Raw genomic sequence first — 16155 nt, 5'->3', positions numbered from 1 at the left:
AGCAATGGCGTTACGCGTCTACCCCGGGTACGGCGAGTCGTTCGACAGTTGGATACAGCGGTACGCGGAAGACCTCGGTACGACGCGCAAACTGCTCCTAGAACACCTCGGAGTTCAGGACCACCAAAACCTGTCAATCGCGATGGAAGACGGCAACCGGCGCGCGGTCGCCGAGTCGATTGAAATTGACGAACGCGTCGTCACGGAGATGACCCTGGCGCGATACGAGGCAAGAGGCATCAGAACCATCAGCGTACGACGGGACAGACACGGACAGACCGTGGACGGGAACAAGACCCACACCCGCGTATGCCCATCATGCCTGCGGGAAAACGGACAGTGGCAGATTGGGTGGCGGTTGCGCTGGTACTTCGTGTGCCTGAAGCACAATACTCTGCTCCTGGACACCTGCCCCGAGCGACAGCACGCGATCGCAGCTGCACCTCCTACACGCTCCGAAGAGCGACAGGTATGGGGATGTCCCACGGACCTACCGCTGCTTGGGCGAACCTGTGGCGCGGACCTGCGGCTCAGTCAGCACGAGCAGCTCCCTACCGAACATCCAATTCTGCGAGCCCAAGCCCTCCTCCTCGCTCGCATTGAAGGAGGCGAATCGTCGCAGTCCCTAATGACGTACCTCCGGGACGTGGAAGCGCTCATCCGTGCGGTTGCTGCGGAGAATAATCTGGACCGCATCGCGCAGGTCGCGGCAATACCCAAAACATTACTCGTCGGGTTCAGCGAAGGCGCTGGAGTACGAACCGTCATGCCAATCCTCAACACCGTCATTGACGCGGCTCTCCACACCTACGCAGTCCGAGTGCTTGACGACTTTGACACCAGCGGGGCCTCCGGTCTCTTCATCCCAGTACTCGACTACGCGCGCCAGTTCGACAACCGCACAACTCCTGATCGGCTCGAACAACACTGGGGCAAAGTCAGCGCAGCGCTGATGCAACACATCCAGGGGCGCCTCAGCCGCACCCACCTCGATCACTACCGGCTGCGCTACTACACCGCGCTCGCCCCTCGACCTCGCCCCGCGCTCGACCCACGGACGCTCCGCACTCGCGTGCACTCCGTTCCACAACTCCTGTGGAGAGAGTTCACCAGTCATTTCATCGCACGGTCCCATCGGCTCGAACCACAGTTCCGGTACGCCTGCGCCACCGCCCTCCTACTGCCCGGCTGGCCAGGAACCCAGGACGAAGCTGCCGAACATTTCATGACCCGAAGCAGCAGCGCAAACCTGTCGGACCTTGCCGCCATCGACGACTTCACCCGAACCGATCTCCTGCGAGGGCTCTGCCTTCTCGCGGATTACATCGACGCCCATCCGGCGCCAATCGATTACGACCGCCGACGCAGGCTCAATTACCGCGGGCTGCTGGACGTGAAGGCATGGCAAAATTCCACCTTCCGCAACTTAGTGCCTCGGAAGCCGCGACTGCGGGCGAATTTGCAGCTCTGGCTCTGGAGTCGTGTGACCGGATCTCGCCCGACGGAAGCGCCGTACTGGATGATCAGCGACACGGATACTGAAGAGCAAGTCAGTCGTATGACCCTGCCGCCAGCGCTCGTTGAAGCCCTCGATAGAAGAGCGAGTGATTGGTTGGCAGCCCACGGCATCATCGACGAACCGATTACTTGGGCCCCGACGTTCACCTTCGATCCGACCCCCGACCACGTCGGGTGAGACGTTGACGCCGAAGCCGAGGCGAGCCGCGCGCGAACGGGGGAGCATGACGGCTGTCTGCGGTACGCGCTTGCGACGTCAAATGCAGCGTGTTGCTCCTCCGGGCATTTGGCGCAGCACCTCCAAGCCGGAGCCGTCTGGCGGCGAGGCGCTCGGGCGCAGGAAGTGGAGCCATACGAACGCATGTTCGCCAGGCGGCGATCTTCCGCGTTGGACGGGGCCCGCGGCTCGACGGGGTCCAAAGAGAGGTGCGCGTCACATTCGATGCCCTCCCGACGCCTGTGGACGCTCGAAGCGTCGCGAGAGCGCCGCCGACCGCATGCTCCCAACACGGACGCACAGTGCATCGCTCGTCGACCGTCCGCCGGATTCACCGCGGACCCCGAAAGCGGATCTATCGACGTCGCCATCCCTCAATCGCGTTGTACACAATCTGTGGCTCGTGGCCGAGGCGCAGCCAGTCGCGTGGCGACAGTGCTGCACCCCCGTTCAGCAGCCATCCTTGCGGTCGGTCCATGAAGCCAGCGAGGGTCACGGGAGTGACATCCCGGGCAACCGCCAGCAGCTCAGCCAGAGAGGGAATCGTGTTTGAGTCTGTGAACTGCCATGCCGGGAACAGCCGGGTACCGGCGACATCGAATGCCTGCAGCTCGCTGGCGGCCAATTTCGTGCTCAGATCGACTTGAGCGCAGCCGAGGGTCGCGCAGACTTCGTTGTCGGTGCATGACCTGGCGATGAGTTGGATGAGCGACATTTTCGCCGCGGCAGAGTTGGACGCGGCCGCGTACGCGGCTCGCGCCTCCTCGCTGGTTGCCCGCCGCGACAGTTCGGACGGTTGCTCCGGCTGAGCGCTGACGTTCTGATCACTCACGGCCGTCCCTCCGGTACTCGTCCCACCAGTCGATCAGTGCTTCGCTTGCGAGCCATGACGGATGCCGGCGTCGTACTCGTCGAATGTGTGCAGCATTCGACCACCACGCTGTCCAGTACGGTGAACCCGGTTGAGTAGGCCAGCCGCCTGCTCTGGAAACGAGCTGGCGGTAGATCGTCTCGGCGTTCCAATTGTGCTCAACCCAGCCGTTTCGCTCGGCGACTTCGCCGAGGTGGTAGGCCGGCAGCTCCGGCCGCAGCGGTTGCAGCCGCCACATCGCTGTCGCCAGCGCCGCTGCTGTCTCGTCGAGATCCATGCTCGCTTCGTACCCACGAGCCAGAGTCGCCTCCGGGCGGAGGTATGGGTATTGGTCCACCCACGCCACGTCAACGCGATCGATCTCCTCGACGACCACATCGACGACGTCGTCGGTCGCGACTCGAGACTGCTCGACAGGGACAGTGATCGCTGGCCGCCATATGGTCGGGCCGAACCCCCAATGCTTCCAAGCAGCGCCACCGCCGATCACCGGAACGTTCTCATCACGTCCGGTTCGTTCCGATCGCTCACGCAGAAGCAGCGCGGGTGCAAGCGCGAGCCAACTGGCCTGCGCTTCTAGTGTCAGGTCCCCGAGCGGCATCCGACCACTGGCCACATGCACCCAGACGTCCGGGATGACGTCGTCGATCTCGCCACGAGCGGCTAGGCCGCCGAGCCCCAGTCGCGCGGTCTCTCGACCGTGACGACGGGCGAGCTGAGCTTGCGTGATGAAGCCACCCTGAGCCGCGCAGATCGTGACCACGTCGGTGCGCACCCGTTCCGCCGCCCGGGGCGAATGCGACGTTGTGATCTCGCCAGCGTTGACTCGTGACACCTGCCGACCGCGCAGCGCGGACGACCCCGTCAGCCGGGGCGTCCTGCGTCGATTTGGCCGCTCTCGCATGCTAGGCACACTACCCACATTCAATGCAGCAGCGGAAGGGATCGGTTGTAAATCAGAACATTCATTGAGACATCCCCGTAGTTTGATCGCGGGAGCGTACTTTGTTCGCCGGTGCGTATTCTGCCCGCGGATTTTGCGTACTCTTTTCGCGATGAGGGGTGATCCATCCAAAATGCTTTGATGAACGCCAAATTTGTGCTTATGGTCGCCCTCCCTGCAACTGAAAGGAGAGCGCCATGGGTCGACATCACGAGCACCCATCGCAGCACGACCGCGCCAGCCCCATCCCCGATGGCCATCGCGCACCAGAATTCGACGCCGACTCCGTCGAGGAACTGATCGTCGTCGCTGGGGACTGGCACACCGACCTCGTCCACCTGGTGAGCAACGTGCCGCAGCTCCTCGACGCCAACTTCCCTGACGGCAGCTACCGGCCGACCACACTGCTCCATGCAGGGGACTTCAACATCACCAATGGTTCACGGGCGAACAAGCAGTTCATTCGACGAGCGGCTCAGCTCGCCGCGGAGCGAAAAATGCGGATCCTGATCACTCCCGGCAACCACGACAGCTGGTCGCGACTCGAAGCTCGCACCGACTTCTCCGCTGGCCGACCGATCCGCCTTGCGGGAGCGGTGTGGGTTCTCCCTCGCGGATACCGATTTCGGATGGGCGGTCGACGGGTGCTCTCCTTCGGCGGCGCAGGCTCATTCTCGAGGCCCGTGGCCAGCGAGGGCGTTACTTGGTGGCGCAGCGAAATGCCGTCGAACGACGAGGTGGCCGACTGCGTCAGCCTGGGCGGTGCGGAAATCCTCATCGCACACGAGGCGCCGACCGGCGGCAGCTCCAGAGTCGACGACATGCTGGCGCGCTCGCCCCTCCGCGATCCGGTCGATCGGGCATACACCGCCCTTGGTCGAGAGCGCCTTCGGCAAGTTTGGGACGGCGTCCACCCGCAGCTGCTCTTCCATGGCCACCACCACATCCAAGCCGAAGGCCACCATCCTGACGGTCGAAGCGTATACGCGCTCAACAAGAACGGTGAGCCCGGCAACCTCGCAGCGGTCGACCTGGCAACCATGCGGGTTCGTTGGCTCGACAACGTGCCGCTCCGTCGCGGCGGATATTGACCCAACCCGACTTGATATGCACAAGACCGCACGCAGCACCCCACGAGAGCAACTGAGGAACGACCCGTGAAAGTGAATGCTGCTGTCCCTCCGACGATGACGCCGGACGACAGCTGAGCGCCACGGTTCTCAGCAGCTAACTGCGCGGCCTCAGGCCCACTCCGAACAGAAATGGACAAATCACTCCGATGGCCGTTGGAACGCCGCATGAATTCATGGCTTCCACTCCGGCCCTGTGCTGGAACGGTCACTATGGGCACCCGCTGCGCGCGCGCCTCGAAGTCGTCGAGAGTCCGCCGTCCAACGCGCCGAGCTGGACGGCAGCGCCGGGTAGAGCCAGGTGACGAGCGCGACCGAGATCGTCATGAGCAGGAACCACGCGACGATCTTCGTCGGGGCCACCGGGTGCCAGACCGCGAGCTGCGCGGGGTAGCTCCACGCCCCGGCCCAGGTCGCGACGTTCTCGGCGAACCAGATGAACACGGCGACGAGTCCCATGGCGACGAGCACCGGCATGCGCATCGTCGCTCGGTGGATCCGGACGTGCATGGTCGTGCGGGCGAAGAGCAGCACGACGAGTGCGAGCAGGACCCAGCGGGCGTCGGGCAGGAAGTGGTGCCCGAAGAAGTTCAGGTACACGCCGGCAGCGACGACGGCGAGCAGCCACTGCCGCGGGTACCGGTCGAACCGCAGGTCGAACAGGCGGTGCACGCGGACCATGTACGACCCGACCGCGCCGTACATGAACCCGGAGAACAGCGGGACACCGGCGATCACGAACAGCCCGCCGGGTTCGTACGACCACGAGCCCATGTGCGTCTTGAAGACCTCCATGGCGGTGCCGACGACGTGGAAGAGCAGCACGACCCGGAGTTCCCGCACGGTCTCGAGCCCGAACACGAGCATGCCGACCTGCAGCAGCACCGCCACGACGGTCAGCACGTCGTTCCGGAACGTCGCCGGCACGGTCACGGAGGCCACGGCCATCGAACCGAGCAGCAGTGCCCCGAACGCGCACGCCCACGCCTGCTTCGCACCGAACACCAGGAACTCGGTGACGAACAGCCGGACGGGCCGGTGCGGCTGGTGCCCGGCGTCGAGCAGTCGGCGGGCGGCACGGTCGATCCTGGCCTCGACGGCGGTGGAGAGCGCTCGGACGGTCATGCAGCGATGGTCAGCGTCGATGCTGAGATGCACGGGCTCCGGCCGGGCGCGTGTGTCCCGCGACACAGGACGGTCCGCGGTCACCCTGGCCCAGTAGGGTCGCGCCATGACCCTCGTGATCGCCCACCGCGGTGCGTCCGGCTACCGCCCCGAGCACTCGCGGAGCGCGTACGAACTCGCCATCGAGCTCGGTGCCGACGCGATCGAGCCGGACCTGGTGCCCACGAAGGACGGCGTGCTCGTGCTCCGCCACGAGAACGAGGTGTCCGGCACCACCGACGTCGCGGACCACCCGGAGTTCCGGCACCTGCGCACGACGAAGACCGTCGACGGCCAGAGCCTGACCGGCTGGTTCACCGAGGACTTCACCTGGGCCGAGCTGCAGACGCTCCGCACCCGGGAACGCCTGCCCGCGCTGCGGCCCGGGTCGGCCGAGCACGACGGCGAGGAGCCGATCCTGCGCCTCGAGGACCTGCTCGCGATCCTGGACGCCGCGCCTCGTCCGGTCGGGCTGGTCGCCGAGGTCAAGCACGCGGCCTTCTTCGGCTGTGCGGGCTTCCCGATGGACGAACTCGTCGATCGCGCGCTCGGTGACGCCGGGTGGCGTCGTGACGAGCGGCTCACGGTCGAGAGCTTCGAGAAGGGCGTGCTCCGCGACCTGCGTGAGCGGCACACGGGTGGGCGGCTGGTGTACCTCCAGGAGGCCCGTGGCAGCGCCGCCGACGAGGTCGCGTCCCACGGATCGCTCGCCCCCACCTACGCCGCGGAGCGTTCCGAGGACGCGGTCGCGTCGTTCGCGACCGAGTTCCACGGCATCAGCGTCGACCTCGGCACGCTGATGGCGGGGGTGGACAGCGTCGCGCTCGAGGACCCGACGCCGGTCCGGAGCGCGATCGTCGACCGTGCGCACGCCGTGGGCCTCGCGGTGTACACGTGGACGCTCCGACCGGAGAACCGGTTCCTGCCCGGGCCGCTGCGCCGCGGTGGGGACGTCGCGGCCTTCGGCGACTGGGAGCGCTGGTACACCTCGGTGATCCGGACCGGCCTCGACGGGGTGTTCGCGGACCACACCGACCTGGCGGTGCTCGCCCGGTCCGCCATCGTGTGATGTACTACATTCGTGGATCGACGCTGCTTCCTGATGACCGCCGCCGCGAGTGCGGTCTTGGTCGACCGGAACCGGGAAACGGCGTTTGCGTCGGCCTCGGCTGACGGCGCGGAGCACCGGGTCATCGACTCGGCGCAGGGGCCGATCGTGATCGATCAACCCGGCGTCGTGTCATTCAGTTCGTCGGGCAGGATCGTCGCTCCGGCGGGTGCGTCAGGGATCACGATCACGTCTTCCGGCGTCACCGTTCTGGATCCTCGCGTCGAGGGCCCGGGCAGCACGCTCGTCGGTGAGGACACGAGCCGGTCGAGCGCCATCTCGATCGTCGGGTTGCCCGGCAACCTGCTCGAGGGTGTGCAGATCCTGGGCGGTGACCTGCGCGGCTTCACCTACGCCGGCGTCCGTGCTTCGCACGTTCGTGGGCTGACGCTGTCGGGCGTGTCGATCACCGACGTGGCGTACGCCGGCGTCCAGATGCTGTCGGTGCTCGGCGGCGGAGTGCTCCGGTGCACGATCACGAATGTGCGCCAGCAGGACTACGTCAACTCCTACGGGATCGTCGCGACCCGCGACACGAACAAGTCGATCAAGGACGCGCCCAGGTGCGCCGACATCGCGATCGTCGGCAACGACGTCCGGAGCGTCCCGCGTTGGGAGGGCATCGACACCCACGGGGGCGTCCGGATCATGATCGCGGGCAACAGCACGACGGACTGCGCCACCGGGATTGCGCTGGTGCCGCTGAAGGGGACGGGCGGCGGCCCGACCGATGCGGCCCCACTCGACGCTCAGGTCCTCGCGAACAGGGTGACCTGGACCGGGGACTACTCGGACACGAGCGCGATGCGTGCAGGGATCACCATCGTGGGCGCCGGAGTCGGACTCGGCTCGACGGCGGAACGCGCGACGGGGGTGGTTCGTGGGAACACCATCTCGGGGTACGGGAACGCGAACGCACAGACGGCGAGTGTCCTCGCCTACTTCACCGAGGACTTGGTCATCGAGGGGAACCGCATCGAGCAGGGCAGTGCCCGAGGGATCATGCTCTGGCACTCCAACGACCAGGCGCGGGTCACCCACAACACGATCGACGACCTGCGACCAGCGGGAGTCCAGGCCTACCGCTGCGCTGTCGACGTCCGCGCCGCGGGCAACGACGTGGTCGTCGACGGCAATCAGGCCTTCGCCGGCCTCAGTCCGGTGCCGGGTGCACCGCGGTACGGGATCTACGCGCCCGGCAGCGGAAGTACGCTCCGCCTCGGTACGAACGATTGGGGGGCCGCCGAACTCCCCCTCGTTCCCGTGAGGCAGGGGAACACTGTCGTGCCGCTGGCGGACCGGTCGGCTGTCGGGGGTCCCGCTTAGACTGTCCCGAACATGACGATCGTGCTCGACCCCTTCGAATCGACGCCCGAGCCGGGCGCCGGTGCCCGTGCGTACGAAGACCCGTTCACCGCGGGTCTGAACCCCCAGCAGAAGGAAGCCGTCGAGTACCGCGGCGAGTCCCTGCTGATCGTGGCCGGTGCCGGATCCGGCAAGACGAGCGTCCTCACGCGCCGCATCGCGCTGCTGCTCGCCAACCGTGAAGCCTGGCCGTCGCAGATCCTCGCGATCACCTTCACGAACAAGGCTGCGGCCGAGATGCGTGAGCGCGTCCGGGCCCTGGTGGGTGGCGAGTCCGACGGCATGTGGATCTCGACGTTCCACTCGGCGTGCGTGCGCATCCTCCGGCGCGAGGCGGAGCGGTTCGGGTTCGCGCAGTCGTTCACGATCTACGACTCCGCCGACTCCAAGGCCCTGCTCAAGCGGATCATCAAGGACCTCGAGGCGGACACGCTCGGGCTCACGGTGGGCGCCGCGGCGTCGAAGATCTCGAAGCTCAAGAACGAGCTGCAGGACATCGACTCCTACGCACGCAACATCAACGTGAACGACCCGCAGGAAGTCATGTTCACCGAGGTCTTCCGTCGGTACACGAACGACCTGCGCCGGGCGAACGCCTTCGACTTCGACGACCTCATCGGCCAGACGGTCTTCCTGTTCCGGGCGTTCCCCGAGGTCGCTGCGCTCTACCAGCGGCGCTTCCGCTTCATCCTGGTCGACGAGTACCAGGACACCAACCACGCGCAGTACTCCCTGATCCGCGAGCTCACGCGTCCGGTGCCGGTCGAGCAGGTCGACAAGCTCGAGGACTCCGGCCAGCACGTCGCCCGCATGCGCGAGCGCGACGGGTCGATCGCCGGAGCGTCCCTGACCGTCGTGGGCGACTCGGACCAGTCGATCTACGCGTTCCGCGGGGCCGACATCCGCAACATCGTCGAGTTCGAGCGCGACTTCCCGAACTCAAAGGTGATCCTGCTCGAGCAGAACTACCGCTCGACGCAGACCATCCTCGACGCCGCGAACGCCGTCATCGCGAACAACTTCGACCGTCAGGCGAAGAACCTGTTCACCGACGTCGGCGCGGGCGAGAAGATCGTCGGCTTCACCGGGTACACCGGCCACGACGAGGCCCAGTTCGTCGCCGACGAGATCCAGCGTCTGCGCGAGGACGGCATGGACTACCGCGACATGGCGGTGTTCTACCGGACGAACTCGCAGACCCGTGCGCTCGAGGAGATCTTCATCCGCGCGGCGATCCCGTACCGGGTGCTCGGCGGCACGAAGTTCTACGAGCGCGCCGAGATCAAGGACGCCATGGCGTACCTGATCACCGTGGCGAACCCCGCCGACCCGATGGCGCTCCGTCGTGTGCTCAACGTGCCGAAGCGCGGCATCGGCTCCGTCACCGAGACGACCCTGCAGCGCTACGCCGACGAGCACGAGACCACGATGCGCGATGCCCTGCGGCACGCGGGTGAGCTCGGCTTCGGGCCGAAGGTGCGGAACGCCATCACCGAGTTCGCGGCGCTGCTGGACTCCGTGTCCGAGAAGGCCCCGACGCAGCCGGTCGTCGACACCCTGACCCAGCTGCTCGACGGCTCCCACCTGCTCGAGAACCTGCGGAAGTCGCCCGACGCGCAGGACGCCGCCCGGGCCGACAACATCGACGAGCTCGTGGCGGTGACGCGCGAGTTCCAGAAGAACAACCCCGAGGGCACGCTGACGGACTTCCTGACCGAGGTCTCGTTGGTCGCAGCGGCGGACGAGCTCGACGACTCGTCGGGCACGGTGTCGCTCATGACACTGCACACGGCCAAGGGGCTGGAGTACGAGGCCGTGTTCCTGACCGGCGTCGAGGAAGACCTGCTGCCGCACCGGATGTCCGCGAACGAGCCGGGTGGCCCGTCGGAGGAACGCCGGCTGTTCTACGTCGGCATCACCCGCGCGAAGAAGGTCCTGTTCCTGTCACTGGCGATGACCCGCGCCCAGTTCGGTGACGTCAACGTCGCCATGCCGTCGCGCTTCCTGCAGGAGATCCCCGAGGGGCTCATCGAGTGGAAGCAGTCGCCGGGCATGGCGAACAGCCGTGGTGGCACGCAGCCCCGAGCGCTCAACGCGAAGCGCGAGGGCGGCATCGGCGGTGGCGGTGGCGGTGGTTACCGCGGCGGTGGCGGCTGGGGCGGTGGCTCGTACGACCGCGCGGCCGCTGCGTCGAAGACCCGCCCGAAGACCGAGTGGGCGAACCGGGTGTCCGGCCAGGTGCGTGACAACGGCGACATGGAACTCGTCGCCGGCGACCGGATCAAGCACGTCGACTTCGGCGAGGGCACCGTCTCGGCGGTGACCGGTCAGGGCGCGAAGCGCATCGCCGAGATCGCGTTCGACTCCGCGGGCCGCAAGAAGCTGCTCATCAAGATCGCGCCGATCGAGAAGCTCTAGCCAGAGCTGGCTGAACGTCCGTACACCCCGCCGGTTCCCCGGCGGGGTGCGTTCGTCGTGGGCACGAGGACGTCGCGCCACGCCCGAGACCTGGGAGTCCACCCCTGTTCGGGTGACACCGAAATCAAGGTGAGGTTAGCCTTACCTAACGTGACACCCATCGAACTGCTGACCACTGCCAACGCCGAGCGCTACCGGTCCACCGTCGGGTCCACGGTGGACCAGCTCGCCGACCGACTCGCCACCGTCGACCGCCCGACGACCGCGACCGCCCCGGACGCGCTCCACGACCGGGTGCGCGCGGTCGACCTGGACGCCGCTCCCGTCGGGACGGAACAGGCGCTCGCCGAACTCGACGACCTGTTCGTCCGCGAGGCCGTGTGGTTCCACGACCCCGGCTACCTCGCGCACCTGAACTGCCCGGTCGCGCTGCCCGCGGTCGCCGCCGAGTCCGTCCTCGCCGCGGTGAACCCGTCGGTCGACACCTGGGACCAGTCCCGCATCGGCACGGACATCGAACGCCACGTGGTCGACTGGCTGGCCCGCCGCGCTGGGTTCGCTGCCGGCGACGGGGTGTTCACCTCGGGCGGATCGCAGTCCAACCTGCAGGCACTGCTGCTGGCGCGCGAAGCGGTCGGTGTGGCCGGAACCGTGTTCACGACGGCGGAGACGCACTTCAGCATCGCGAAGTCGGCACGACTCCTCGGTCTCGAGGCCGTGGTCGACGTCGCCACGGACCACGCCGGTCGGATGCGACCGGCAGCCCTCGCGGAGGCGATCGCCGCGACCCGGGCAGCGGGCCGTACCCCGATCGCGGTCGTCGCGACCGCCGGCACCACCGATCGCGGGGTCATCGACCCGATCGAGCCGATCGCCGACGTGTGTGATCTGGAGGACGTCTGGCTGCACGTCGACGCCGCGTACGGCTGCGGACTGCTCGTCTCCCCGACACGCCGGCACCTGCTCGCCGGCATCGAGCGGGCGCGCAGCGTGACGACCGATCTGCACAAGTCGTTCTTCCAGCCGGTGTCCTCGAGTGCACTGCTCGTCCGTGACCCGGCCGACCTGCGCCGGACGGCCTGGTACGCCGACTACCTCAACCCCGAGGACGCCGCCGAGCCGAACCAGGTCGACAAGTCGCTGCAGACCACCCGCCGCTTCGACGCCCTGAAGCTCTGGGCCACGCTGCGCGCGACCGGGGCCGACGCGATCGGCACCGCGTTCGACGCCGTCATCGACCTCGCCGCCGCCACCCACCGGATCGTCGAGGAGCACCCCGACCTGGTGCTCGTCGCGCCGACGCAGCTCAGCACCGTGCTCTTCCGCTGGCAGCCGGCCGGGGTGACCGACGAGCAGGCCGACGCGCTCGTCGCCCCGATCCGTGCGGCGCTGCTCGCCGAGGGCCGGGTCCTCATCGCGAAGACCGTGATCGACGGCCGCCCCTGCAACAAGCTCACACTGCTCAACCCCGAGACGACCCCGGCGCAGATGCGCGCGTCGCTCGACCACGTCGCCGCGACCGCGGAGCGTGTCCGAGCCGTCACCACCACGCCGGAAGGAGCGATCCGATGAGCCACGACGAGCAGCCCGTCCACGACCTGATCGGCATCGGCATCGGCCCGTTCAACCTCGGCCTCGCCTGCCTCACCGACCCGCTCGACGACCTCGACGCGGTGTTCCTCGACGCCGCCGACGGCTTCGCCTGGCACCACGGCATGATGCTCGACGACGCCACGATCCAGGTGCCCTTCATGGCGGACCTGGTGACGATGGCCGACCCGACCTCACCGTTCTCGTTCCTCGCCTGGCTCAAGGAGACCGGCCGCCTGTACCCGTTCTACATCCGCGAGGACTTCCACCCCCTGCGCAGCGAGTACGACGCCTACTGCCGGTGGGCCGCCGACCGGCTCGACACCCTCCGGTGGGGCCGGTCCGTCGCGGCGGTCGAGCACGACCCGGCGACGGACGTGTTCACGGTGCACGTCGAGACCGATCAGGGTCCCGAGACGTACCGCGCACGGCACGTCGTGGTCGGCATCGGCACCGAGCCGTCCGTCCCCGCTCCGCTGCGCGGGATCGCCGGACCGGTCATCCACTCGGCCGAGTTCCTGCCGAACCGCGACGCGCTTCGTGGTGCCGCCTCGATCGCGGTGGTCGGCAGCGGGCAGTCCGCCGCCGAGGTCTACCGCGAGCTGCTCGAGGACCTACGCCAGGACGACTACCGGCTCGACTGGATCACCCGCTCGCCGCGGTTCTTCCCGATGGAGGACACGAAGCTCACGCTCGAGATGACGAGCCCGGAGTACACGGACCACTTCCACGGCCTGCCCGAGGGGGAGCGTGACCGCCTCGGGCGCGAGCAGCGCGGGCTCTACAAGGGCATCAGCGCGGATCTCGTCGACGAGCTCTACGACCAGCTCTACCGGATCAGCGCTCGAGGCCCGATCCCGACGAGCCTGCGCACCGAGACGAGTGTCGTCGACGCCGAGTGGCTCGCCGACCGGGGGACGTACCGGCTGACGCTCCGCCACGAGCAGCTCGGCGAGACCTACGAGCACGAGGTCGAGCGGCTGGTCCTGGCGACCGGGTACACGCCGCGCACGCCACGGTTCCTCGACCCCGTCGAGCACCTCGTCGCCCGTGACTCCCGTGGTCGCCTGGCCGTCGCGCGCGACCACCACGTCGACACCCTCGGCGGACGCATCTGGGTGCAGAACGCCGAGGAGCACACGCACGGCCTGACCGCGCCCGACCTCGGCATGGGTGCGTGGCGGAACGCGTCGATCATCCGGTCCGTCACGGGTCGCCCCGTGTACGGCCTGGAGGCCCGGATCGCCTTCCAGGAGTTCGGCCTGCCCGCCACGGACCAGTCCACGACCCCACCCGACGGCGCGCACCGCGCGCCGGCCCGGCAGACGACCGAGCGCACGGAGGTGCCCGCGTGAGCGCGCACGTGACGGGCGCCGACGTGACGGGCACTGCACTGGCCAGTGCGCCCGAGGCGACGGTGTCTGCCGGAGCCGCTCTGGGCCTCCTGACCGTCGAACCCGTGGACCCGGAACGCGACGCCGCCGTCGTCCGGTCGTGGCTCGCCCACCCGGCGTCGTCGTGGTGGGAGATGGGGCACCTCGACGTGGCGGGCGTGCGCGACTACCTGGCCGGCGTGCAGGCGGACCCGGCGCAGGCTGCGTGGCTCGGCCGACGCGACGGGGAGCCGTGCTTCCTGGTCGAGACCTACGACCCCGCCGCCGTCCTGCTCACCGACGTGTGGGCGGCGGAGCCCGGCGACGTCGGTATGCACCTGCTCGTCGCACCGGTCCCGGCCGGCGGCCGCGTGCACGGGCTGACCAGTGCCGTGATGCGCGCCGTCGTCGAGCACTGCCGCGACGTCCTCGGCGCTCGGCGGGTCGTCGTCGAGCCGGACGTCCGCAACACCGCGGTGCAGGCGAAGAACGCCGAGGTGGGGTTCCGCGCACTGCGCCAGGTGGACGTCGACGGCAAGCGGGCACTGTTGTCGGTGCTCGACACCGACCGGATCGGCGTGCCCGACGACGACGGCCCGGCCGCGCACCTGCGACCCGAGCACCTGGAACCCGCCGAACGACACCTGGTGGCGAAGGCCATTGCCGAGTTCACCCACGAGCGGCTGATCGCACCCGTGCCGGACGGGGACGGGTGGCGGCTCGACGCGGGGGACTCGACCTACCGGTTCCGGGCACGGCGGCACCTGCTCGAGCACTGGTCGATCGACGAAGCCTCGCTGACGCGCACTCGCTCTGGGCTACCGGCGTCGCTCAGTGCGCAGGACCTCGTGCTCGAACTGCACGAGGTACTCGGGATCCCCGACGAGCTGCTCGGCACCTACCTGGAGGAGATCGCCTCGACCCTGGCGAGCGCCGCCGCGAAGCACCGGAGGGGTGGGCCGTCGGCCGCGCAGCTCGCGCGTGGGCGGTCCGCTGCGGGCTCGGCGGGCTCGGCCGGCTCGTCCGGTTCGTCCGTCGACGACGTCGTCGCCTCGTTCCAGGACGTCGAGGCGGCGATGACCGAGGGCCATCCGGCGTTCGTCGCCGCGAACGGGCGGATCGGGTTCGGGCTCGACGAGTACCGGGCCTTCGCGCCGGAGGTCGGCGGCCGGTTCCGCTACCGGTGGCTCGCCGCCCGACGTGCACACACGCACCTGGCGCTCGCCGCGGACCGGACCGAGCAGACGCACTGGGAGTCGGAGCTCCCGGCGCACCTCGTGGCCGGGTTCTGCGCCACGTTGGAGCGTCGCGGACTCGACCCCGACGACTACGTGTGGCTGCCGGTCCACCCCTGGCAGTGGCAGCACCGGATCGCCGTGACCTTCGCACCCGACCTGGGGCGGCAGGACCTCGTCGACCTCGGCGAGGGGCCGGACGAGTACCAGCCGCAGCAGTCCATCCGCACCGCGTTCGACCACTCGGACCCGACCCGCTCGTACGTCAAGACGGCGCTCGCCGTGCAGAACATGGGCTTCCTGCGGGGGATGTCGCCCGCGTACATGCGGAACACCCCGGCGGTGAACGACTGGGTCGAGTCGATCGTCGCCGCCGACCCGACACTCGCGTCGGTCGGGTTCTCGGTGCTCCGGGAACACGCCGCCATCGGGTACACCGGCGACGCCTACCACCGGGTCGACGTGTCGTCGCCGCAGCGCAAGATGCTCGCGGCACTGTGGCGGGAGAGCCCTCTGCCGCGGGTGAGGGACGGCGAGCGACTGCTGACGATGGCGGCGCTGCTGCACCGGGACGCCGCGGGGAACGCCGTCGTCTCCGCGCTGATCGAGGCGTCGGGGCTTCCTGCCGACGAGTGGGTGCGGCGCTGGCTCGACGCCTACCTGTTGCCGGTCGTGCACTGTCTGACCGTGCACGACCTGGTGTTCATGCCACACGGCGAGAACCTCGTGCTCGTCGTCCGCGACGGTGCCGTGGTCCGTGCCGTCATGAAGGACATCGGTGAAGAGGCAGCGGTGCTCGGGCGGCACGACGATCGCCCCGTGCCGGCCGACATCGACCGGATCGTGCACCCGGTGTCCGACGACGAAGCGGCTCTCGCGGTGTTCACCGACGTGTTCGACGGGGTGCTGCGGTTCGTCGCGGCGATCCTCGACGCCGACGGAGTGCTGCCGGAGGGCCGGTTCTGGGAGGTCGTGGGAGAGTGCATCGACGCGCACGCCGCCGCGCACCCGGACCGCCGACGGCCGTTGGACCTGCGGGTGCCGACGTTCGAGCACTCCTGCCTGAACCGGCTGCAGCTGCGCAACACCCTGTCGATGGTCGACCTGGCGGACCAGTCGTCGTCGCTCATCCGGGCGGGGGCGATGGCGAACCCGATCGGGCGGTAGGGGCTGCGCCGCGGACTCTCTCGGTGCGAGGTTGACCACTCCGTGCAGCGCAAGAA

Annotated in this window: 11 protein-coding genes and 1 pseudogene; 9 read left to right on the top strand and 3 right to left on the bottom strand. The window is 68.4% G+C overall.

Annotated elements, in window-relative coordinates:
* Positions 1 to 4: 4 nt before the first annotated feature.
* Positions 5 to 388: pseudogene (locus EDF40_RS19680) on the top strand (TniQ family protein); the annotation flags it as partial.
* A 258-nt stretch (positions 389 to 646) separates the two neighbouring features.
* Complete coding sequence (locus EDF40_RS19560; RefSeq protein ID WP_243649379.1) at positions 647 to 1696, top strand: hypothetical protein; 1050 nt, start codon at positions 647 to 649, stop codon at positions 1694 to 1696.
* Between the two features lie 394 nt (positions 1697 to 2090).
* Here the strand turns inward: EDF40_RS19560 and EDF40_RS19005 are convergent, their stop codons facing one another.
* Both EDF40_RS19005 and EDF40_RS19000 read right to left on the bottom strand, forming a co-directional pair.
* Positions 2091 to 2567 (bottom strand): hypothetical protein, encoded by a 477-nt coding sequence (locus tag EDF40_RS19005; protein ID WP_148053899.1) that lies wholly within the window; start codon positions 2565 to 2567, stop codon positions 2091 to 2093.
* Complete coding sequence (locus EDF40_RS19000) at positions 2560 to 3381, bottom strand: hypothetical protein (protein WP_131922737.1); 822 nt, start codon at positions 3379 to 3381, stop codon at positions 2560 to 2562. The genes EDF40_RS19005 and EDF40_RS19000 overlap by 8 nt, the downstream gene beginning before the upstream one ends.
* Positions 3382 to 3746: 365 nt before the next feature.
* Between EDF40_RS19000 and EDF40_RS17005 the strand changes: the two genes are divergently transcribed.
* A complete protein-coding gene (locus EDF40_RS17005; protein ID WP_123340981.1) occupies positions 3747 to 4640 on the top strand; it encodes a metallophosphoesterase in 894 nt (297 codons plus the stop codon).
* Positions 4641 to 4853: 213 nt separating this feature from the next.
* On the opposite strand, the gene EDF40_RS17000 is transcribed toward EDF40_RS17005, so the two are convergent.
* Positions 4854 to 5804: a DUF817 domain-containing protein gene (locus tag EDF40_RS17000; RefSeq protein WP_123340980.1), complete on the bottom strand. Its 951-nt coding sequence runs from the start codon at positions 5802 to 5804 to the stop codon at positions 4854 to 4856.
* Between the two features lie 106 nt (positions 5805 to 5910).
* On the opposite strand from EDF40_RS17000, the gene EDF40_RS16995 reads away from it, so the two are divergent.
* The 6 genes from EDF40_RS16995 to EDF40_RS16970 all read left to right on the top strand — a co-directional run bounded on the left by EDF40_RS16995 (position 5911) and on the right by EDF40_RS16970 (position 16099).
* Positions 5911 to 6912: a glycerophosphodiester phosphodiesterase family protein gene (locus tag EDF40_RS16995; protein WP_123340979.1), complete on the top strand. Its 1002-nt coding sequence runs from the start codon at positions 5911 to 5913 to the stop codon at positions 6910 to 6912.
* Between the two features lie 147 nt (positions 6913 to 7059).
* Positions 7060 to 8277 carry a right-handed parallel beta-helix repeat-containing protein gene (locus tag EDF40_RS16990; RefSeq protein ID WP_185003167.1) on the top strand — a complete coding sequence of 406 codons (1218 nt, stop codon included), beginning with the start codon at positions 7060 to 7062 and terminating at the stop codon, positions 8275 to 8277.
* A 12-nt stretch (positions 8278 to 8289) separates the two neighbouring features.
* Positions 8290 to 10734 carry an ATP-dependent helicase gene (locus EDF40_RS16985; protein WP_123293192.1) on the top strand — a complete coding sequence of 815 codons (2445 nt, stop codon included), beginning with the start codon at positions 8290 to 8292 and terminating at the stop codon, positions 10732 to 10734.
* Between the two features lie 150 nt (positions 10735 to 10884).
* On the top strand, positions 10885 to 12306 hold the full coding sequence (locus tag EDF40_RS16980) for a pyridoxal-dependent decarboxylase (protein ID WP_123340977.1): 1422 nt from the start codon (positions 10885 to 10887) through the stop codon (positions 12304 to 12306).
* The gene (locus tag EDF40_RS16975) at positions 12303 to 13679 is read left to right on the top strand and encodes a lysine N(6)-hydroxylase/L-ornithine N(5)-oxygenase family protein (RefSeq protein ID WP_123340976.1); all 1377 of its coding nucleotides are present in this window, start codon (positions 12303 to 12305) and stop codon (positions 13677 to 13679) included. The genes EDF40_RS16980 and EDF40_RS16975 overlap by 4 nt, the downstream gene beginning before the upstream one ends.
* The gene (locus EDF40_RS16970; protein WP_260213522.1) at positions 13676 to 16099 is read left to right on the top strand and encodes a GNAT family N-acetyltransferase; all 2424 of its coding nucleotides are present in this window, start codon (positions 13676 to 13678) and stop codon (positions 16097 to 16099) included. The genes EDF40_RS16975 and EDF40_RS16970 overlap by 4 nt, the downstream gene beginning before the upstream one ends.
* Positions 16100 to 16155 lie beyond the last annotated feature (56 nt).

This window comes from Curtobacterium sp. PhB170 (genome assembly GCF_003752345.1).
Classification (GTDB): domain Bacteria; phylum Actinomycetota; class Actinomycetes; order Actinomycetales; family Microbacteriaceae; genus Curtobacterium.
Note: the sequence above shows the minus strand (reverse complement) of the source record. Positions and strands in the feature narration are given on the sequence as shown.

Bases quoted from the DNA above. Each gene is read 5' to 3' on its own strand.
- EDF40_RS17005 (WP_123340981.1), top strand. From the start codon at position 3,747: ATGGGTCGACATCACGAGCACCCATCGCAGCACGACCGCGCCAGCCCC.
- EDF40_RS17000 (WP_123340980.1), bottom strand. From the start codon at position 5,804: ATGACCGTCCGAGCGCTCTCCACCGCCGTCGAGGCCAGGATCGACCGT.
- EDF40_RS16995 (WP_123340979.1), top strand. From the start codon at position 5,911: ATGACCCTCGTGATCGCCCACCGCGGTGCGTCCGGCTACCGCCCCGAG.
- EDF40_RS16985 (WP_123293192.1), top strand. From the start codon at position 8,290: ATGACGATCGTGCTCGACCCCTTCGAATCGACGCCCGAGCCGGGCGCC.
- EDF40_RS16975 (WP_123340976.1), top strand. From the start codon at position 12,303: ATGAGCCACGACGAGCAGCCCGTCCACGACCTGATCGGCATCGGCATC.